Raw genomic sequence first — 20,008 nt, forward strand, 5'->3', positions numbered from 1 at the left:
CGTTGTCTTTGAATAATTTTTTGTGAAGGTATCTCCTCATGGCTGCAGAATGGAACGGTGAATACATTAGCCCTTACGCTGAGCACGGCAAAAAGAGTGAGCAGGTTAAAAAAATTACGGTATCCATTCCGCTGAAAGTATTAAAAATACTCACGGACGAGCGCACCCGCCGCCAGGTGAATAACCTGCGTCATGCGACGAACAGCGAACTGCTGTGTGAAGCCTTTCTGCATGCATTTACCGGCCAGCCGCTGCCGGATGACGATGATCTGCGCAAAGATCGCAGTAATGAAATCCCAGAGGAGGCCAAAGAAATGATGCGCCTGCTGGGGATCGATCCTGAAACCTGGGAATACTGATACGTGTAGCATCCGGGTGTATTCACCCCGGGCGTTGTCTTGGCAGGAGCGAGCCGTGGCATTTTTCCGGCAATAAAAAAGGCACCGGAGGGTGCCTTTTTCGCCGGATCCAAATTACTTGGAACCCACCATGTTGAAGCGCTTGTTGAAGCGATCAACGCGGCCGCCGGTAGCGACGTCACGCTGCTTACCGGTGTAGAACGGGTGGCATTTGTCGCACACGTCCAGGCTCAGATCGTGACCAACGGTAGAGTGGGTCTTGATAACGTTGCCGCAAGAGCAGGTTGCAGTGATAGCAACGTAGTTCGGATGGATACCTTCTTTCATGGGGAAAACCTCTGTTAAGGCCGCGTCGCTATCCGGCCCTTTTCCGCCAGACACCACGCGTGGTTGATAAAATCGGGTTTGATACAAAATTATATCAAAGGCGGCGAATCATACAGAAAATAGCCGTCCAGCGCAATCACTCACATCGATCCAGATACTATCCGGTGTACACTGTAACGCCGTTAAGCCGCAGGAAAAAGCGATGTCCGTAGCCTACGTAGCGCTGCCCGTACCCTTGGCCAGCACCTTTGACTACCTGTTGCCCTCCGACATGCCGGCCCTGCCGGGCTGCCGGGTCAGCGTGCCCTTTGGCCGCCGTGAGATGATTGGCATTGTGGTGGCGCTTGGCGAGCAGAGTGATCTGCCGCTGGAAAATCTAAAGCACATTAACCACCTGCTGGATACGCAGCCGCTGTTCAGCGACAGTCAGTGGCGCCTGCTGCGCTGGGCCGCCGACTATTACCATCACCCCATTGGCGAGGTGCTGTTTCATGCCCTGCCGATGCTGCTGCGCCAGGGCAAGGCGGCCAGCCATACGCCTTTGTGGCGCTGGCGTATGACGCCTCTGGGGCAGCAAACCGATCCCCTCTCCCTGAAACGGGCGCCCAAGCAGCAGCAGGCGCTGGCGCTGCTGCAGCGCCACACGATCTACCGCCATCAGACGGAAGAGCTCGATCTCAGCGCGGCCGCGCTACAGGCACTGAAGAGCAAGGGCCTGATCGCGCTGGAGAGTGAGGCGATTGCCCCCGGTGACTGGCGCAGCGATGTTTCCCTCTGCACCGATCGCCTGACGCTGAACGCAGAGCAGGCCACTGCCGTGGGCGCCATCCGCGCCGCCGATGACCATTTTAGCCCCTGGCTGCTGGCTGGCGTGACCGGCTCAGGCAAGACCGAAGTCTATCTGAGCATCATCGAAAACCTGCTCGTCCGCGGGCGTCAGGCGCTGGTTCTGGTCCCGGAAATCGGCCTGACGCCGCAGACCATCGCCCGCTTCCGCCAGCGCTTTTCCGTGCCGGTCGATGTGCTGCACTCCGGGCTGAACGACGGCGAGCGGCTGGCGGCCTGGCTGCGCGCCCGCGACGGCGAAAGCGCGATCGTTATTGGCACCCGTTCAGCCCTGTTTACGCCGTTCGCCCGCCTGGGCGGCATCATTATCGATGAAGAGCACGATGGCTCTTACAAACAGCAGGAGGGGTGGCGCTATCACGCCCGCGATCTGGCGGTGCTGCGCGCTCGCCTTGAGGATATCCCCATCATTCTCGGCTCTGCGACCCCGGCGCTGGAGACCCTGCATAACGTCGACGTCGGCAAGTACCGGCGGCTGTGTCTGACCCAGCGTGCCGGTAATGCCAAGCCCGCCGCGCAGCATCTGGTGGATCTCAAGGGGCAGCCCCTCAAGGCTGGACTGGCACCACCGCTGATCGAGCGCATCCGCCGCCACACCGATGCCGGAAACCAGGTGATCCTGTTCCTTAACCGCCGCGGTTACGCCCCGGCGCTGTTGTGTCATGAGTGCGGCTGGATAGCCGAGTGTCCGCGCTGCGATCACTTCTATACCCTGCACCAGGGCCAGCGAACCCTGCGCTGTCACCACTGCGACAGCCAACGGCCGGTTCCACACCAGTGCCCGCAGTGCGGATCTACCCATCTGGTGCCGGTCGGGCTGGGGACCGAACAGCTGGAACATGAGCTGACCGATCTGTTTCCCTCGATCCCGCTGACCCGCATCGATCGCGATACCACCAGCCGTAAGGGGGCGCTGGAGCAACAGCTGGCAGAGGTCCATCAGGGTGGGGCGCGCATCCTGATCGGTACCCAAATGCTGGCCAAGGGGCACCATTTCCCCAATGTCACGCTGGTGGCTTTGCTGGACGTCGACGGTGCGCTGTTTTCCGCCGATTTTCACGCTGCCGAACGCTTCGCCCAGCTGTATACCCAGGTTGCCGGACGTGCCGGACGAGCAGGCAAACGCGGCGAAGTATTGCTACAGACCCACCACCCCGACCATCCCCTGCTGCAAACACTACTGCATCAGGGCTATGACGCCTTTGCCCGTCAGGCATTGCAGGAGCGTCAGAGTGTATTTCTGCCCCCGTTCACCCACCACGTTATGCTGCGCGCCGACGATCACGACAACCGACACGCCTGCGATTTTCTGCAGCAGCTGCGCACACGGCTGGAGGCCAGCCCGCTGTGCGACGCGTCGTTGTGGCTGCTTGGCCCTGTTCCGGCGCTGCAGCCCAAACGCGGCGGCCGTTACCGCTGGCAGCTATTGGCCCAACATCCGTCACGTGTCAAACTGCAGCACCTGTTGCAGGAGGTTTTGCCACAGGTCAGCGCGCTGTCGGCCTATAAGAAGGTGAAATGGTCGTTAGACGTCGATCCTACCGACAGTTAAGGGCGGCGGCGTGGAAATGAAGTGCGATCGGGATCGAAAAAATCAATTCATATCACACTTTCCCTGCAAATTAAGTAACTGTCACCCCTGATGTTCCGTTTAATATGTGATCATATATTCATCGGCCATCCATTGACGGTGGCCGATGTTGACAGCGAACGAGGCTGTCTACGGAGAGAACAGAGCTATCGCTGGCGCAATCGTTACCTTCGCCGCGGGATAATGATCGGGAAGTCATATCATCGCGCCAGCATGGACTGACGCAAGGAGAAACGCGTTGGAAGAGAAGCAAATGAACGCCACCATGAAAGATGTGGCGGAGTATGCCGGCGTATCAACCGCAACGGTATCGCGAGCGCTGATGAATCCAGAGAAGGTGTCGGCCGCCACGCGACAAAAGGTAGAGCAGGCTGCTTTAGCCGTCGGATATGCCCCTCATACGCTGACCCGCAGTAACAAGCGCGGTGAGTCACGCACTATCCTGGTGATCGTCCCGGACATCTGCGATCCGTTTTTTGCTGAAGTGATCCAGGGGATCGAGCGTACCGCCGCCGAGCACGGCTATCTGGTTCTGCTCGGCGACTGCGCTCAGCAGATACAGCAGGAAAAAACTTTCGTTAACCTGATCATCACCAAGCAGATCGATGGCATGCTGCTGCTTGGATCCAATATCCCCTTCGATGCCAGTAAGGAAGAACAGCGCAATCTACCACCCATGGTGATGGCCAATGAGTTTGCGCCGGAGCTGGAGCTGCCGACGGTGCATATTGACAACCTGACCGCCGCCTTCAAGGCCGTGCTCTATCTGCATGATCTGGGCCACCAGCGGATAGGCTGCCTCGCCGGTCCAGAGCACATGCCGCTGAGCCAATACCGCCTGCAGGGATATATCCAGGCGTTACGCCGCTGTGGCCTCAGCGAAACGGGCTACGTAGCGCATGGCGATTTTACCTTCGAGGCCGGCGCCAAGGCGCTGGCGCAGGTGATGGCGCAGCCGCAGCCACCCACGGCACTGTTTTGTCACAGCGATGTGATGGCGATAGGCGCGTTGTCACAGGCGAAGCGGCTTGGGATCAAGGTGCCAGAGGAGCTGTCTATCATCGGTTTCGATGACATCCGATTGGCGCAGTACGCCGATCCACCGCTGACAACTGTGGCGCAGCCCCGCTATCAGATTGGCCGAGAGGCTATGCTGCTATTGCTGGAGCAGCTACATCACCATCGTGTGGTCAGCGGTTCGTGCCTGCTGGAGAGCGAACTCATCATCCGCGGTAGTACGGCTGTTCCGAAACGCTAGTGAATTGAATCCGAGTTCAGTAACATGGCGTTCTGATATTGACTATTCAGTTGTAGTGAAACGACAGTGGCACAAAGAGACTATGTGAGCAGTGGGCGCGCTTCGGGCGCCAAACGCAAAAGCAATAGCCGGGGTAAAAAGCGGCGCTCAGGTTCCGGCGTATCCAGAACCATGATGGTGCTTGCCCTGGCCGTGCTGGCAACCTTTGCCGGTGGCCTCTATTTTCTGACCCAGCATAAGCCGGGCGGTGATGTGCTGCTGCCGGTCGCATCACAGCATCCTAAAAATGGTCTTCCGCCCAAGCCCGAGGAGCGCTGGAGCTATATTAAAGAGTTGGAAAATCGCCAGGTTGGTGTCACGGCGCCGACTGAACCCAGCGGCGGGGCTCCGCTGCCGGGGCAGCCTCAGCTGACGGATGAGCAGCGCCAGCTATTGGAACAGATGCAGGCCGACATGCGCCAGGCGCCGACCCAGCTATCGGAGGTGCCCTACAACGATCAGACGCCGCCAACCGTAACGCCGCGCAACAGCCGCCTGCCGGAGCAGCGTTATGCCCAGCAAACGCCCGCACCGCAGTCGACCTATCAGGAGTCGGTGCGTCAGCCGGAGGTCGCGCCGCGCAACCCATTATCTCAGCCCCAGACCAACGCCCGCCCCAGCCAGACGCCAACCTCGCTGCCCGTCAGCCGGGAACGTGAAAAAGAGCGCAGTGTGCCGGTGACCAACGCCACACCGGCGCCGCTACAGACCGCCCGGGAGAAGCCAGCGGAGAAAGCATCCGGTCAGAAATGGCTGATCCAGTGCGGCTCCTTCCGTAACACAGATCAGGCCGAGTCGGTACGGGCCCAGCTGGCCTTTGGCGGAATTGAAAGCCGCATCACCAGCGGAGGAGGCTGGCATCGTGTCCTGCTCGGTCCCTACGCCAGCCGCCCCGCGGCGGACAAAATGATCGGTCGTCTGAAAGGAAACGGCATGTCCGGCTGCATCACCCTTGCCGCCGGGGGTTGAAATTTGCGAAATCCCCCCCATGTAATCAGGTAATGCCTCCCGTCCCGCGCGACGGGAGGATTATTTTATAGCCACGGGGGTCTGTTCATGACAACAATAGTTAGCGTTCGCCGCAACGGCAAAGTAGTGATCGGTGGGGATGGTCAGGCCACGCTGGGCAACACCGTAATGAAGGGCAACGTCCGCAAGGTACGCCGCCTGTACAATGACCGCGTCATTGCGGGATTCGCCGGTGGTACTGCCGACGCCTTTACCCTGTTTGAACTGTTTGAGCGCAAGCTGGAGCTGCATCAGGGCCACTTGGTTAAAGCGGCTGTTGAGCTGGCCAAAGACTGGCGTACCGATCGTATGCTGCGCAAACTAGAGGCATTGCTGGCCGTCGCCGATGAAAACGCCTCGCTGATCATCACCGGCAACGGTGACGTAGTGCAACCGGAAAATGACTTGATCGCCATTGGTTCCGGCGGCCCCTATGCCCAGGCAGCGGCGCGCGCGCTGTTGGAAAATACCGAGCTGGGTGCCCACGATATCGTAGAAAAGGCGCTGGGAATTGCAGGTGATATCTGCATTTATACCAACCAGTTCCACACCATTGAAGAATTAGACTCCAAAGCGTAAGGACTGTATATCATGTCTGAAATGACCCCACGCGAAATTGTCAGCGAGCTCGACAGTTACATCATTGGCCAACACTCGGCTAAACGCGCCGTCGCGATCGCGCTGCGTAATCGCTGGCGCCGTATGCAGCTGGGCGAGGCGCTGCGCCACGAAGTCACCCCCAAAAATATTCTGATGATCGGCCCAACCGGCGTCGGTAAGACCGAAATTGCCCGCCGTCTGGCGAAGCTGGCCAATGCGCCGTTTATCAAGGTTGAAGCGACCAAGTTCACCGAGGTCGGCTATGTCGGTAAAGAGGTGGACTCCATCATCCGCGATCTTACCGACTCCGCGATGAAAATGATCCGGGCGCAGTCCATAGAGAAAAACCGCTACCGCGCAGAAGAGATGGCGGAAGAGCGGATTCTGGACGCCCTGATCCCCCCGGCCAAAAACAACTGGGGGCAGACCGAACAAACCAATGAAAGCTCCCCTGCACGCCAGACCTTTCGCAAAAAGCTGCGCGAAGGCGAGCTGGATGATAAAGAGATTGAAATCGAGCTGGCGGCCTCCCCGATGGGGGTCGAGATTATGGCGCCACCGGGAATGGAGGAGATGACCAGCCAGCTGCAGTCCATGTTCCAAAACCTGGGCGGTCAGAAAACCAAGCCGCGCAAGGTGAAAATTAAGGATGCTTTCAAACAGCTGATCGAAGAAGAGGCCGCCAAGCTGGTCAATCCGGAAGAGCTGAAACAGCAGGCTATCGACGCCGTGGAGCAAAATGGTATTGTCTTCATCGACGAAATCGACAAGATCTGTAAGCGCGGAGAAAGCTCCGGCCCGGACGTCTCCCGTGAAGGGGTACAGCGCGATCTGTTGCCGCTGATCGAAGGCTGTACCGTCAATACCAAGCACGGCATGGTCAAGACCGATCACATTCTATTTATCGCCTCCGGCGCGTTTCAGGTCTCCAGCCCCGCCGATCTGATCCCGGAGCTGCAGGGCCGTCTGCCTATCCGTGTTGAGCTGCAGGCGCTGACCACCGAAGACTTCGAGCGTATTCTTACGGAGCCGAGCGCCTCGCTGACCGAGCAGTATCAGGCGCTGATGGCAACCGAAGGCGTTAACATCAGCTTCAGCGCCGACGGTATTCGCCGCATCGCTGAGGCCGCCTGGCAGGTGAATGAGAGCGCGGAAAACATCGGTGCCCGCCGTCTGCACACGGTGATGGAGCGTCTGATGGAAGAGATCTCCTTTGACGCCAGCGAAATGCATGGTACGGCGATCGCCATCGATGCCGATTACGTGCGTAATCACCTCGATGAGCTGGTAGCAGATGAAGATCTGAGCCGGTTTATTCTATAATCACCCGCAGAAACCGTCCTTTTCGGTCTTTGCTAGGGGGAAGGCGTCTGCCTTCCCCTTTTTTATTGCCACTGGTTGAGGCAACAGACAGCTAACGGTTTGTTAAGATAAACACATGAGATAACCCGGCAACGGGCCGTTCAGCGCATTGCTGAGGGTCGCATGCCCTAGTGACTGAAACCATATAATGACTTCATTAACCCCGATCAGCCGGCCTCGAGCCTGGCTGGAAAGCCTGCGTCTGCGTACGCTGCCGCTGGCGCTGGCATCGATAGTGACCGGATCGGCCATCGCCGCTTGGCAGCAAACCTTTAATCTCGGCATCGCTCTGCTCGCGCTGCTGACGGCGGCGCTGTTGCAGATCCTCTCCAATCTGGCCAACGACTACGGCGACGCCGTCAAGGGCAGTGATACCCCGGAGCGCATTGGGCCGCTGCGCGGTATGCAAAAAGGTGTGATCACCCAGGCTCAGATGAAGCGGGCCTTGATCATCACCGTGCTGCTGACCATCGCCTCCGGCGTCGCGCTGATCGCCGTCGCCTGCCAAAAACCCCAGGATATCATTGGATTCTTGTTACTCGGCCTGATGGCTATCATCGCCGCCATCACTTACACCGTCGGTACCCGGCCCTATGGCTATATCGGCCTAGGCGATATCTCGGTGCTGATCTTTTTTGGCTGGCTGAGCGTTGCCGGTACCTACTACCTGCAGGCGGGCACCTTTAACCGCGTGGTGATGCTACCGGCAACGGCCTGCGGTCTGTTGGCCGCGGCGGTACTGAATATCAATAACCTGCGGGATATCGAAAACGATGCCCGCAACGGTAAAAACACCCTGGCTGTACGCCTGGGGCCACACATCGCCCGCTACTACCACGTAGCCCTGCTGGGCGGCGCGGTACTGTGTCTGGCACTGTTTGCCCTGTTAGATCTGCATAGTCTGGTGGGCTGGCTATTTGTGCTGGCTGTTCCCATGCTGTACCGCCATGCCAGCTATGTCCTGCACCAACGCTCGCCGGAGGCCATGCGGCCCATGTTGGAAAATATGGTGAAAAGCGCCCTATTGACCAATCTGCTCTTTGCCATCGGTACCGTACTGAGTTAATCCCTTTTGCAGCAGTATCCCCCGCGTTTCACGCGGGGGATACTGCTGCTTTTGCAAACAGCCACATTAAAGGGATATACTGATACCCCCCTGCGGCAACCGGACGTGGACCCATGAAATACGATACTTCCGAACTGTGCGACATTTACCATGAAGAGGTGAATGTTGTAGAACCGTTGTTCTCCAATTTTGGCGGGCGTTCCTCCTTTGGCGGCCAGATTATTACGGTCAAATGCTTTGAAGATAACGGCCTGCTCTACGATCTGCTGGAGGAGAATGGCCGGGGACGCGTTTTGGTCATCGACGGTGGCGGCTCGGTGCGTCGGGCGCTGGTCAACGCCGAACTGGGGCGTCTGGCGGTACAAAACGAATGGGAGGGCATCGTGGTCTACGGCGCGGTACGCCAGGTTGATGACCTAGAGGAGCTGGACATCGGCATTCAGGCCATGGCCGCCATTCCCGTCGGCGCCGACAGCGACGGCATTGGTGAGAGCGACATTCGCGTCAACTTTGGCGGTGTAACGTTTTTCTCCGGCGATCATCTGTATGCTGATAACACCGGAATTATCCTGGCTGAAGAGCCGTTGGATATCGAATAAGAGATGACGTGCTTCCGACAGTCAAAAGGCGCTCACCGAGCGCCTTTTATTATGGTGAACCGTGCGGTGGCGATCAGTTCACCTCATTCATTTTTCCCAGCAGCGCGCGCAGGCGTTCCTGCCATGCCTCCTGCTCATGCTTCAGTTGCTCATTTTCACGCAGCAGTCCTTCACGGTTGCTCGCGGCCTGCTGAACCTCCTGATTAAGCTGATTGTTTTTCTCTTTCAGCTCTTCGATTTCCATCTGCAGCAGGGTAATGGTGTCAATCGCCTGCTGAACTTTTGCTTCCAGTTTTTCAAATACTTCAAATGACATGGTCTGTCCCCTTAATAGTAGCCAGGCGTACGTCTTGCCGTTGTGCGGGCCGCACTGTGGCAGCACACACATTCAAATTGGCGCCCTAACCGCGCAGACCATCAGGCCTACGCACGCAATCCATTTAGCCGTGTTCCCGTCAGCGTATGCAGTGTCAAAGACGCATTGTCAAAACGAAGGTCGCAGGGCGTAGCAGACCTCGGTTTATGACGGCGCACCTCTCGACACGCGTCCTAGAGGATCGGAGCCATTTGACCCCTTGCCACGCTATTCATCCGACGTTACGGGACACAGCCTAGATTATCCCGATTGTATGTAGCCCACCTCCCACTGTCTAGGCCGCGTCCCAGTCTGTAACACATTCAGGCACAATTGCGTGCGTTTTACGCTGAAAAAGTCAGTTTAAAAAAGGTTACAATCAAACAAAAAAGAACAATATCCAATGGGCGTGATCCCCATCAGTAGACAGATCACAAAACTTTTCCGGCATAAATCGCACAAAATAAGCGATATCAAACATTTTTTTGACGGCACACACACATTTAAATTTCGCTATTTCTCGTTTTCGCTCGTTAACGATAAATTCACATCGCACCCGTAACCTGCTCCATTCAGAGCCGGCATTTATCTTCCACCTCTTCGTCGCAGGATTTCTTTTATGAGCCAGATCGCGAGTACGACATTAAAAGGACAGTGTATCGCCGAATTCCTGGGCACCGCCCTGCTGATATTCTTCGGCTGTGGTTGCGTGGCCGCCCTGAAACTGGCCGGAGCTACTTTGAGTCTGTGGGAGATCAGCGTCATTTGGGGCTTGGGGGTCGCTCTGGCTATCTACCTGACGGCCGCTATCTCCGGCGCCCACCTCAACCCGGCGGTCACCATCGCTCTGTGGCTGTTTGCCTGCTTTGAGCGCCGCAAAGTGCTCCCCTACATCATCGCCCAAGTCGCCGGCGCATTCTGTGCCGCTGCGCTGGTCTATGCCATGTACCACAATCTGTTCATCGACTATGAGCAAACCCATCATATGGTACGCGGCAGCGAAGAGAGCCTGACGCTGGCGGGGATCTTCTCCACCTACCCGAACCCGCATATTACCGTATGGCAGGCGCTGCTGGTTGAAACCGTCATCACCGCCATTCTGATGTGTCTGATTCTGGCGCTGACCGACGATGGTAATGGCATTCCGCGTGGGCCGCTGGCACCGCTGCTGATTGGTGTCCTGATCGCCGTCATTGGCGCCGCCATGGGGCCCTTGACCGGCTTTGCCCTTAACCCGGCCCGTGACTTCGGCCCGAAAGCCTTTGCCTGGATGGCCGGCTGGGGTGAGATTGCCTTCACCGGCGGGCGCAGCATTCCCTACTTCCTGGTTCCCATCGTTGGCCCAATTATCGGTGCCTGCCTGGGGGCCTTTGGCTACCGCGCGCTGATCGGTCGTCACCTCCCCTGCGATGTCTGCATCGCAGAAGAAGAGAAAAAGAACAGCGAGAAATCCAAAGCCTGATAAGGTTTCCGGGGAGGGTTCTCCCCGGCATTTGAGCGAACTCCGTACACCGACCCCCAACCAGGACAACGATCATGACAACCGAACAAAAATACATTGTCGCTCTTGACCAGGGCACCACCAGCTCCCGCGCCGTGATCCTCGATCACGATGCCAATATCATCAGCGCCTCCCAGCGCGAGTTCGAACAGATTTATCCCAAGGCCGGCTGGGTGGAGCACGACCCGATGGAGATCTGGGCAACCCAGAGTTCTACCCTGACAGAGGCGATGGCCAAAGCCGATATCGAATCCGATCAGATTGCCGCCATCGGCATCACCAACCAGCGTGAAACCACCATCGTTTGGGAAAAAGAGACCGGTAAACCGGTCTACAACGCCATCGTCTGGCAGTGCCGCCGTACCGCCGATATCTGTGAAAAGCTCAAGCGCGATGGACTGGAAGAGTACATCCGCCACAACACTGGCCTGGTGGTCGACCCCTACTTCTCCGGCACCAAGGTGAAGTGGATCCTGGACCATGTCGAAGGCGCCCGTGAACGCGCTGAGCGCGGCGAGCTGCTGTTCGGTACCGTCGATACCTGGCTGGTATGGAAGATGACTCAAGGCCGGGTACACGTCACCGACTATACCAACGCTTCCCGCACCATGCTGTTCAACATCCACACGCTGGACTGGGATGAGCGCATGCTGAAGGTATTGGATATCCCGCGTGCGATGCTGCCGCAGGTGCGCGCCTCCTCCGAAATCTATGGGAAAACCAACATCGGCGGTAAGGGTGGAACCCGTATCCCTATCGCCGGTATCGCCGGTGATCAGCAGGCGGCGCTGTTTGGCCAGCTGTGTGTACAGCCGGGGATGGCAAAGAACACCTACGGCACTGGCTGCTTCCTGCTGATGAACACCGGCAAAAAGGCGGTACCGTCACAGCACGGCCTGCTGACCACCATCGCCTGCGGCCCGCGCGGCGAGGTGAACTACGCACTGGAAGGAGCTGTATTCATCGGCGGCGCCTCCATTCAGTGGCTGCGCGACGAGCTGAAGCTCATCAACGACGCGGCGGACTCCGAGTATTTTGCCACTAAGGTGAAAGACAGCAACGGCGTCTACGTGGTACCGGCCTTTACCGGTCTGGGTGCCCCTTACTGGGATCCCTATGCCCGCGGCGCCATCTTTGGCCTGACCCGCGGCGTCAACAATAACCACATCATCCGTGCCACCCTGGAGTCCATAGCCTACCAGACCCGCGACGTGCTGGATGCCATGCAGGCCGATGCCAATACCCGCCTGCAGTCCCTGCGCGTCGATGGCGGCGCGGTCGCCAACAACTTCCTGATGCAGTTCCAGTCAGACATTCTCGGTACTCGGGTTGAACGTCCGGCGGTACTGGAAGTCACGGCACTCGGCGCGGCCTACCTGGCGGGTTTGGCCGTTGGTTACTGGAGCGATCTGGAGGAGCTTAGCAGTAAGGCCAGCATTGAGCGTGAGTTCCGCCCCGGCATTGAAACCGTCGAGCGCAACTATCGCTACAGCGGCTGGAAGAAAGCGGTGGTACGCGCGCAGGCCTGGGAAGATCACGACTGATAACCGGTGGCAGGCCGACGGCGGGGGCGAATGAATCGCCCCCTTTTTTATTTTTGGTCAAGGTTATGGCGTTCTTCCGACGCAAACGTTTCACTGTGCCTGTGTTAGAATCGCCCCCCGTCATCTTATTGCTTATTTATCTCATCACTGCAGGACTATCATGAAACGTGAATTAGCCATCGAGTTCTCCCGCGTTACAGAAGCAGCAGCACTGGCCGGATATAAGTGGTTAGGGCGCGGCGACAAGAATGCGGCAGACGGCGCCGCGGTTAACGCCATGCGCATCATGCTCAACCGGGTCGACATCGACGGGGAGATCGTCATCGGCGAAGGGGAGATTGACGAGGCGCCGATGCTGTATATCGGTGAGCGCGTCGGCAGCGGCCAGGGCGATCAGGTCGATATCGCCGTCGACCCGATTGAGGGAACCCGCATGACCGCCATGGGTCAGGCCAACGCGTTGGCGGTGATGGCCGTCGGCGATAAAGGCACTTTCCTGCATGCACCGGATATGTATATGGAGAAGTTGGTCGTCGGCCCTCAGGCCAAAGGCTGCGTCGATCTCAATCTGCCGCTGGAGGCCAACCTGTGTAACATTGCCGCCCGCCTGGGCAAGCCGCTGTCCCATCTGACGGTGATCACCCTGGCCAAGCCGCGTCATGACGCTGACATTGCCGCGATGCAGGCGTTGGGCGTACGCGTTTTTGCCATTCCTGACGGCGACGTCGCGGCTTCGATCCTGACTTGCATGCCGGAAAGCGAAGTGGACGTCATGTATGGCATCGGTGGTGCGCCGGAAGGGGTCGTCTCCGCCGCGGTGATCCGCGCGCTGGACGGCGACATGCAGGGCCGCCTGCTGGCCCGCCACCAGGTGAAGGGCGATACGCCGGAAAACCGCCGCCTGGGCGAACAGGAGCTGCAGCGCTGTGAGCAGATGGGGATCTGCGCCGGTGAGGTGCTGACCCTCGGCGACATGGCGCGCAACGATAACGTGATCTTTTCCGCCACCGGGATCACCAAGGGTGACCTGCTGGAGGGCATCTATCGTAAGGGCAACGTCGCCACCACCGAAACCCTGCTGATCCGCGGCAAGTCCCGTACCATCCGCCGTATCCGCTCAACTCACTATCTGGAGCGTAAAGACGCTCAGATCCGCGATATCATTCTGTAACAGTGCGGGTGACCAACGTAAAACGGCGTGCCATTCGGCACGCCGCTGTGAATCAGCCCGACATCCTGGGTATTACATGATCTGTCCTTGCTGACGCACCTTGTGTGCAATCGGCAGCCAGCACAGCAAAATCATTACCGCCATCGCACTCATCAGCATCCCCAGGCTAAACTGTCCGTTCTGCGGCAGCAGGGCGGAAAACCAGGCCATCGCGCCAGATCCGACGTTCTGCAGTCCGCCCACCAGCGCGCCGGCGGCCCCGGCCAACAGTGGAAACGGCTCCATGGCACCGGTCGTCGCCAGAGGAAACAGCATGCCGGCACCAAAAAAGAACAGTGCCGCCGGTACGATCAGCGTCCAGATATTGATGATGCCAAACCAGCTCGGCATCCACATCAGCAACCCAGCCAGCAGGCAGCTCAGCACCGCATGCCACATCAGGGTGGCAAAGGGCTTGCCCGGACGCCCGGCATACCATGCACCAAAGAACGCCGCCGGGATCGGTAGAATAAACAGAATGCTGACCACGATACCGCTTAAGTGCAGCACGCCGCCCAATAGAACGCCGGAGCAGGCCTCAAACACCGCGACCCCCGCCAGTCCCCCGATCAGCATCACCAGATAGCAGACAAAGCTGCCACAACTCAGCAGCTGACGGTAGCTGCTGAACAGGTTGCTGTGACCCGCCGCGGCCGGTCGGGTCTCCGGCAGCCAGCGGAACATGCTGTAGGCGACTCCGGCGCATAATAGCAGCAGAAATGCATAGCAGGCGCGCCAGCTGATAAAGGCGTCCAATAGGCCACCAATCACCGGCGCCAGCAGAGGGCTGACCAGAATCCCCATATTCAACAGGCTATTGGCATAACGCAGCGAGGTACCGTTGTACAGATCGCGCGGCATGGTACGGGCTATCACCCCGGCGACACCGGTACCCATCCCCTGTAGCGCTGCCGCCATCACCAGCATATGCAGGCTGGGCGCCAGCATAGCCTGCAATGCACCCAGCATAAAAATGCCCATTCCTGCCAGGATCACCGGCCGACGGCCGATGCGATCGGAGAGCGGACCATAGATTAGCTGCGAGGCGCCATAGGTCAGCAAATACGCCGCCATCACGCTTTGTATCGCGCCGCTGCGCACGCCCAGATCGCGTCCCATATCCGGGATAGAGGGAACATAAATCGTCTGTGCCATCTGACCGACAGCGACCAACAGGATCAACATGACCAGCAGGTGAAAATTTTCTAACTTTCTCATTATGTTACGTTTACCAACGCATTATTAACCAGGACTATAAACCACCATATAGCCATATATGTAAAATCAATAACTATATTGTTGCGCACAATCTAACAGATAAATCTAAAAAAAATCTAACAAGTTGCTATTTATACTGATTTTTTGTTGTCATGCGTTATCGCCGTAGGCGTAAATTAAATGTGACAATGCAGCGGGTATTTTGCGACCGATTTAAAAATAAATAATATCTATTATTTAATGATGTTCTATATATTATTAAACTGAATCCTTCATTAATGTCTCGCTTACCACAAGGATCCGTGCCATGAAGACACCTGAATTAATTCTGCTGCAGTTAAAGAGCTTGGGGCCACAGTCGGCAAAAATGCTGGCCGACAGTATTGCTATTACCACAATGGGCATACGCCAGCATTTACAGCAGCTCGAACAGCGCGAACTGGTGTGCTATGAAGAGTCCCGCACCAAGGTGGGACGCCCCACCCGCTTCTGGTCGTTGACCAACAAAGGCCATGCTCAATTCCCTGATCGCCACCACGATCTGTCACGCACGCTGTTGGAAGGGACGCAAAAGCTGTTCGGCAGCCAGGGTATTGAGCAACTGATCGAGATCCGAGAGGATGCCATGTATACCCGCTACGTCAGTGAGCTGGCGCAGCATCCCGAAGGCGAAGCTCGTTTTCAGGCGTTGGCACGCCTGCGCCAGGTTGATGGCTATATGGCAGAGGTCGAATTCGAAAATAATGCTGTGGTACTGATTGAAAACCACTGTCCGATTGGCACTGCTGCCAATACCTGCGGTAAGCTGTGTCACTCCGAGCTTCGCCTGCTTCACCGCCTGCTGGGCCCGGAATATCACATTGAGCGTGTGGAGCACATCATCAGTGACTCACGCCGCTGCGCCTACCGCATAACATCCCGGGAGTGATTGACGTATGGCCGAATGGGTAACGGGCACCATCACACAGGTCCGGCATTGGACCGATAAACTGTTTAGCATTCAGTTGCAGGTGCCCATTAAGCCGTTTCAGGCAGGGCAGTTTGGCAAGTTGGGTATGGATATTGGCGGCGAACGCGTTCAGCGGGCCTATTCCTTCGTCAATCCGCCGAGCAGCGATACGCTAGAGTTCTATCTGGTCACGGTGCCGGATGGACTGCTCAGCCCGCGTCTGGCTGCGCTACACCCAGGCGACACCCTGCTGGTCAGCGATGAGGCCAACGGCTTTTTTGTGCTGGACGAAGTGCCGGACAGCAGGACGCTATGGATGCTTGCCACCGGCACCGCGCTCGGCCCCTATTTGTCCATATTGGAAGAGGGCCGTGACCTGGCCCGCTTTGAAAATCTGGTCCTGGTACACGCCGTACGCCACGCAGCCGATCTCAGTTACCTGCCGCAGATGCAGCAGTTGGCACAGCGCTACGGTGGCAAGCTGCGTATCCAGGCTGTCGTCAGCCGTGAGGCGGCGCCCGGGGCCTTACAGGGGCGTATCCCCGATCTGATCGTCAGCGGGGCGCTGGAGGCAGCCGTTGGCTTGCCGATCAGCGCAGAAGAGAGTCACGTCATGCTGTGTGGAAACCCTCAGATGGTGCGAGATACACAACAGCTGCTGAAAGAGACCCGCGCAATGCGTAAGCACCTACGCCGTAAACCGGGCCAGATCACCAGCGAACACTACTGGTAATACGTCTGACGCCGGGTCTTCCCGGCGTCGTCCCTCCGGCCTACTCTCCGATACAGCGCCAGTTCAGCGCCCGCGGCGGCGGTCCATAGCGGTTATCGCCCGCAGTACCAACGAAGACACCGCAGTCCAGCAGCAGCATGACGTAGATCAGCAGCGGCAGAAATCGCCCCAGTGCCCATGTCCACAGTGCACCCAGGATTTCCCAGTTCCCAGCGGCCAGTATCCACGCCACCACTGCCAGCAGCGCCCACCATCCCGACTTATTACGGTCATGCAGGCGTTTGACCCATACCGCGGCCGTGGGCCACAGCGAGAGAACCAATAGAAACGCCGCGGCCTGTAGCGGGATCAGCGCTGCACCTGCCAGGGAGAACAGTGCCAACAGCAGCAACGCCCAGACGCCCATCCAAATCCAGAACGCCTGACGCCCCAGGCGGCCGCGTAAAGAGAAACACCACTGTTGTAGGCCCATCACTCATCCTTTTGTCGTTCGGTTCAGTCAACAGAGCGGCGCAGTGTACCCGATCCCATCGCCGTATCGCGGAATTTTTACGCGCCTTTTTGACAACCGGCGTCAGAAAACGCTTTAATCATCTATCGGATCGCTACCTCGCTGTATACCGGATCAGAATCATGTCACGGATCACGCTATTATTCCTGTTCGTACTGGCCTGTCAGACGGCAGTCTACGCCGCATCGCCGAAGGCTACCGGAGAAGCGCCTCAGCCCGCGCCATACCTGCGCCCCGGCGCACCGACGTTCGATCTCACCTTGGTCAACTTCCGCGCTCACTATAATCAGGCGTTTCCATCGTTACCGCTGGAAGAGTACCGTGCCATCAGTGTCAGAGATGAAAACCTGCCGCTGACCCGGGCTGCGACGCGCATCAATGCCGCCGTTTACTCCTCCGTCGTTCTGGAGAAAGGCACCGGAAAAATCAAGAGCCTGCAGATAACCTATCTCCCCAGCGGGGACGGAGAGCGGGGAAAAGAAAAACGGGGCGCCCGCAACGGCGCTGAAACGCCCGATCGCCAGCTGGCTATCCGCTACATGGCTGCTCTGATGCAAAGCTTCTCCCCGACCATCTCCCCGCAGCAGAGCCTGGAAAAAGTCGCGGAGCTCCTGAGCCGCGGCCGCAGCCAGCCCTATTACAGCCAGCAGGATGGCTCTTTACGTTATGTGGTATCTGATAGCGGTGAAAAAGGCATTACTTTCGCTGTTGAACCGATTAAGCTTTCTCTATCAGAGGATGCAGGATCATGAGGTCCCTAGCCATTTGATGATGGAAAACAAAGTGCCTGACACCCAAGATTTTTATACTGTCAGACAGAATATGCCGACAAGGCGAGTTGATTTCGATTATGTGTTTCCCAATTGGAGGAAAGAAAATGCGTCAACCATTAGTTATGGGTAACTGGAAACTGAACGGTAGCCGCCACATGGTTCATGAACTGGTTGCCGCCCTGCGCGGTGAACTGAGCGACGTTGCAAACTGCGATGTCGCCATCGCTCCGCCGGCAGTTTATCTGGATATGGCCGCCCATGAACTGGCCGGTAGCCGTATTGCCCTCGGTGCCCAGGACGTCAGTATCAATGCCTCCGGCGCATTCACCGGAGAAATCTCCGCAGCGATGCTGAAAGACATCGGTGCAAAATACATCATCATTGGTCACTCCGAGCGCCGTACCTACCACAAAGAAGGCGACGCGTTCATCGCAGAAAAATTTGCCGCACTGAAAGAAGCCGGTCTGATCCCGGTGCTGTGCATCGGTGAGACTGAAGCCGAAAACGAAGCAGGTAAAACGGAAGAAGTCTGCGCCCGCCAGCTGGATGCCGTACTGAAAACCATGGGTGCTCAGGTGTTTAAAGGCGCCGTTATCGCCTATGAACCGGTATGGGCCATCGGCACCGGAAAATCTGCCACTCCGGAACAGGCTCAGGCTGTACACAAATTTATCCGCGATCACGTTGCCCAGCACGACGCTGAAGCCGCGCAGGAAGTCATTATCCAGTACGGCGGTTCTGTCAACGCAGCCAATGCGGCCGATCTGTTCAAGCAGCCGGATATCGACGGTGCACTGGTCGGCGGGGCCTCACTGAAGGCCGATGCGTTCGCCACCATCGTACGCGCCGCTGCCGCATATAAAGCTTAAGCGCCGCTCAGCCAGCGCCGAATGCAACGGCTCCCGATGGGAGCCGTTTTTTATTTGGCATCGCCCACGCCCAGCGCATAAAAAATTGACCCTGCTCCATTCAGACAGCGAATTCCGGCATGAGAAACACGCCCCTGAGTGGAGGTGGTGTCGATGAAAAAGTCACGATTCACTGAAGAGACAGATTGTCTTTGCCCTGAAGCAGACTGAGCTGGATACGCCCGTGCTGGATGTCTGCCGCAAGCTGGGTATCTCCGACGCCACTTTTACACCTGACGAAAGAGATACGGCGGAATATCCCCCTCTGAACTCAAACCTATGCGGCAACGGGCAGAGGAAAATCTACGGCTGAAGAGGGAGGCTGGCTATTGATCTTAGCCCCGACAAGGCGATGCTGCAGGGGGTATTGGCAAAAAAGGGCTGACACTGGCACCTCTGTGCGAATGGATCAGGGATTGACAGCGCCGATAGGGTTTCCAGCGCAAGACAGGTCTGTTTTGCACTGCGGGTCAGCCGTAGTTCGTTCAGGTATCGCTCCGTTGCTGCCGATGGCAGCGCACTGTGCCTGCGTATCCGGGAGATCACCGAAACGCGAATTCACTACGGATATCGCCGGGTACACCTGATGCTCCGACGTGAGGGATGGCATGATAATCACACACGGATCTACCGCCTCTACCGTGAGCAGGGGCTGTCGCGGCGCCTCAACGGCCACGCCGCCATAAATCAGCCCAGCGGCGGCAGCCGCAGCCTCAGGGCCTACCTCCAAACCAGATTTGGGGCATGGATTTTGTCTCTGATACGTGGTTTGACGGGCGAGAGCTGCGCCCGTTGACGGCTTCGACCGCTACACCCGCGAATGGCTGAGGATAGGCGTGAGACAGCATCTGCGTTCGACAGACGTGGCCGGGATGCTGGATAGCATAGCGCACAGGCGTCCTTTACCGCAGGTGCTGAAAGCCGATAATGGCTCTGAATTTGCAGGGAACATATTGGATAGGTGGGTGTATGAAAGCGGGATCGGCGTCTCCCGCCCGGGAACACCGGCAGACAACGCGACGGTGGGATCCTTCAACGGCAGGTTAAGGCAGGCGGGTCTGAATGAAAACGGGTTCATCTCTCTGGTGGATGAACGGTGCAAAATCGAGGCCTGGCGCATACACGATAACCAGCGTCGTCCCCATTGTGAACCGGGCTGGATACCCTCAGCGTTTGCTGAAAAATCGGCTGGTTGCCAGAATATGCAGCCAGAATGAGGCCGGTTATTCCTGATTATGAGTAGACCACATA

The 20,008-nt window shown here is 57.7% G+C and carries 19 protein-coding genes and 1 pseudogene; 16 read left to right on the forward strand and 4 right to left on the reverse strand.

The annotated features are described in order from the left end of the window. Positions 1-38: 38 nt before the first annotated feature. Entirely contained in the window at positions 39-359 is a 321-nt protein-coding gene (gene metJ, locus EIEH_RS08145; RefSeq protein ID WP_015872962.1) for a met regulon transcriptional regulator MetJ, read from the forward strand. 114 nt (positions 360-473) lie between these two features. Here the strand turns inward: metJ and rpmE are convergent, their stop codons facing one another. After that, positions 474-686, reverse strand: a complete 213-nt coding sequence (rpmE, locus tag EIEH_RS08150; protein ID WP_012850227.1) for a 50S ribosomal protein L31 — start codon at positions 684-686, stop codon at positions 474-476. 202 nt (positions 687-888) lie between these two features. Between rpmE and priA the strand changes: the two genes are divergently transcribed. The 7 genes from priA (at position 889) to rraA (ending at position 9,055) form a co-directional block, all read left to right on the forward strand. Further along, positions 889-3,084, forward strand: a complete 2,196-nt coding sequence (gene priA, locus EIEH_RS08155; RefSeq protein WP_015872961.1) for a primosomal protein N' — start codon at positions 889-891, stop codon at positions 3,082-3,084. Between the two features lie 292 nt (positions 3,085-3,376). Then, positions 3,377-4,381, forward strand: a complete 1,005-nt coding sequence (gene cytR, locus EIEH_RS08160; RefSeq protein WP_172468369.1) for a DNA-binding transcriptional regulator CytR — start codon at positions 3,377-3,379, stop codon at positions 4,379-4,381. A 66-nt stretch (positions 4,382-4,447) separates the two neighbouring features. Next, positions 4,448-5,389 carry a cell division protein FtsN gene (gene ftsN, locus EIEH_RS08165; protein WP_015872959.1) on the forward strand — a complete coding sequence of 314 codons (942 nt, stop codon included), beginning with the start codon at positions 4,448-4,450 and terminating at the stop codon, positions 5,387-5,389. A gap of 87 nt (positions 5,390-5,476) precedes the next feature. Continuing rightward, a complete protein-coding gene (gene hslV, locus EIEH_RS08170; RefSeq protein WP_015872958.1) occupies positions 5,477-6,007 on the forward strand; it encodes an ATP-dependent protease subunit HslV in 531 nt (176 codons plus the stop codon). A 12-nt stretch (positions 6,008-6,019) separates the two neighbouring features. Next, on the forward strand, positions 6,020-7,351 hold the full coding sequence (gene hslU / locus EIEH_RS08175) for an HslU--HslV peptidase ATPase subunit (protein WP_015872957.1): 1,332 nt from the start codon (positions 6,020-6,022) through the stop codon (positions 7,349-7,351). Positions 7,352-7,538: 187 nt separating this feature from the next. Continuing rightward, positions 7,539-8,456 (forward strand): 1,4-dihydroxy-2-naphthoate polyprenyltransferase, encoded by a 918-nt coding sequence (locus EIEH_RS08180; RefSeq protein ID WP_015872956.1) that lies wholly within the window; start codon positions 7,539-7,541, stop codon positions 8,454-8,456. Positions 8,457-8,569: 113 nt separating this feature from the next. After that, positions 8,570-9,055, forward strand: coding sequence for a ribonuclease E activity regulator RraA (gene rraA / locus EIEH_RS08185; protein WP_015872955.1), 486 nt, complete (start codon positions 8,570-8,572; stop codon positions 9,053-9,055). Between the two features lie 73 nt (positions 9,056-9,128). Here rraA and zapB read toward each other — a convergent pair whose 3' ends face one another. Continuing rightward, positions 9,129-9,371 carry a cell division protein ZapB gene (zapB, locus tag EIEH_RS08190; protein ID WP_015872954.1) on the reverse strand — a complete coding sequence of 81 codons (243 nt, stop codon included), beginning with the start codon at positions 9,369-9,371 and terminating at the stop codon, positions 9,129-9,131. A gap of 658 nt (positions 9,372-10,029) precedes the next feature. On the opposite strand from zapB, the gene EIEH_RS08195 reads away from it, so the two are divergent. From EIEH_RS08195 to glpX, 3 genes are all read left to right on the forward strand, one after another. Continuing rightward, a complete protein-coding gene (locus EIEH_RS08195) occupies positions 10,030-10,872 on the forward strand; it encodes an MIP/aquaporin family protein (RefSeq protein WP_015872952.1) in 843 nt (280 codons plus the stop codon). A 74-nt stretch (positions 10,873-10,946) separates the two neighbouring features. Continuing rightward, a complete protein-coding gene (gene glpK / locus EIEH_RS08200; protein ID WP_015872951.1) occupies positions 10,947-12,455 on the forward strand; it encodes a glycerol kinase GlpK in 1,509 nt (502 codons plus the stop codon). 160 nt (positions 12,456-12,615) lie between these two features. Beyond that, entirely contained in the window at positions 12,616-13,626 is a 1,011-nt protein-coding gene (gene glpX / locus EIEH_RS08205) for a class II fructose-bisphosphatase (protein WP_015872950.1), read from the forward strand. Between the two features lie 72 nt (positions 13,627-13,698). Here the strand turns inward: glpX and emrD are convergent, their stop codons facing one another. Beyond that, positions 13,699-14,883, reverse strand: coding sequence for a multidrug efflux MFS transporter EmrD (emrD, locus tag EIEH_RS08210; protein ID WP_015872949.1), 1,185 nt, complete (start codon positions 14,881-14,883; stop codon positions 13,699-13,701). Positions 14,884-15,190: 307 nt separating this feature from the next. On the opposite strand from emrD, the gene EIEH_RS08215 reads away from it, so the two are divergent. Together EIEH_RS08215 and fpr are read left to right on the forward strand one after the other, a co-directional pair. Further along, positions 15,191-15,811 carry a helix-turn-helix transcriptional regulator gene (locus EIEH_RS08215; RefSeq protein WP_015872948.1) on the forward strand — a complete coding sequence of 207 codons (621 nt, stop codon included), beginning with the start codon at positions 15,191-15,193 and terminating at the stop codon, positions 15,809-15,811. Between the two features lie 7 nt (positions 15,812-15,818). Beyond that, a complete protein-coding gene (gene fpr / locus EIEH_RS08220) occupies positions 15,819-16,565 on the forward strand; it encodes a ferredoxin--NADP(+) reductase (protein ID WP_015872947.1) in 747 nt (248 codons plus the stop codon). A gap of 40 nt (positions 16,566-16,605) precedes the next feature. Here the strand turns inward: fpr and EIEH_RS08225 are convergent, their stop codons facing one another. Then, positions 16,606-17,037 (reverse strand): DUF805 domain-containing protein, encoded by a 432-nt coding sequence (locus EIEH_RS08225; protein WP_015872946.1) that lies wholly within the window; start codon positions 17,035-17,037, stop codon positions 16,606-16,608. A 161-nt stretch (positions 17,038-17,198) separates the two neighbouring features. Here EIEH_RS08225 and EIEH_RS08230 point away from each other — a divergent pair, with 161 nt between their 5' ends. The 3 genes and pseudogenes from EIEH_RS08230 (at position 17,199) to EIEH_RS18465 (ending at position 19,974) form a co-directional block, all read left to right on the forward strand. Beyond that, a complete protein-coding gene (locus EIEH_RS08230) occupies positions 17,199-17,828 on the forward strand; it encodes a DUF1454 family protein (protein ID WP_035609220.1) in 630 nt (209 codons plus the stop codon). A gap of 125 nt (positions 17,829-17,953) precedes the next feature. Continuing rightward, positions 17,954-18,718, forward strand: a complete 765-nt coding sequence (gene tpiA, locus EIEH_RS08235; RefSeq protein ID WP_015872944.1) for a triose-phosphate isomerase — start codon at positions 17,954-17,956, stop codon at positions 18,716-18,718. Positions 18,719-18,871: 153 nt separating this feature from the next. Continuing rightward, a pseudogene (locus tag EIEH_RS18465) lies at positions 18,872-19,974 on the forward strand (IS3 family transposase). Positions 19,975-20,008 lie beyond the last annotated feature (34 nt).

It is taken from the genome of Edwardsiella ictaluri ATCC 33202 (assembly GCF_000264785.1).
GTDB classification, from domain to species: Bacteria; Pseudomonadota; Gammaproteobacteria; order Enterobacterales; family Enterobacteriaceae; genus Edwardsiella; species Edwardsiella ictaluri.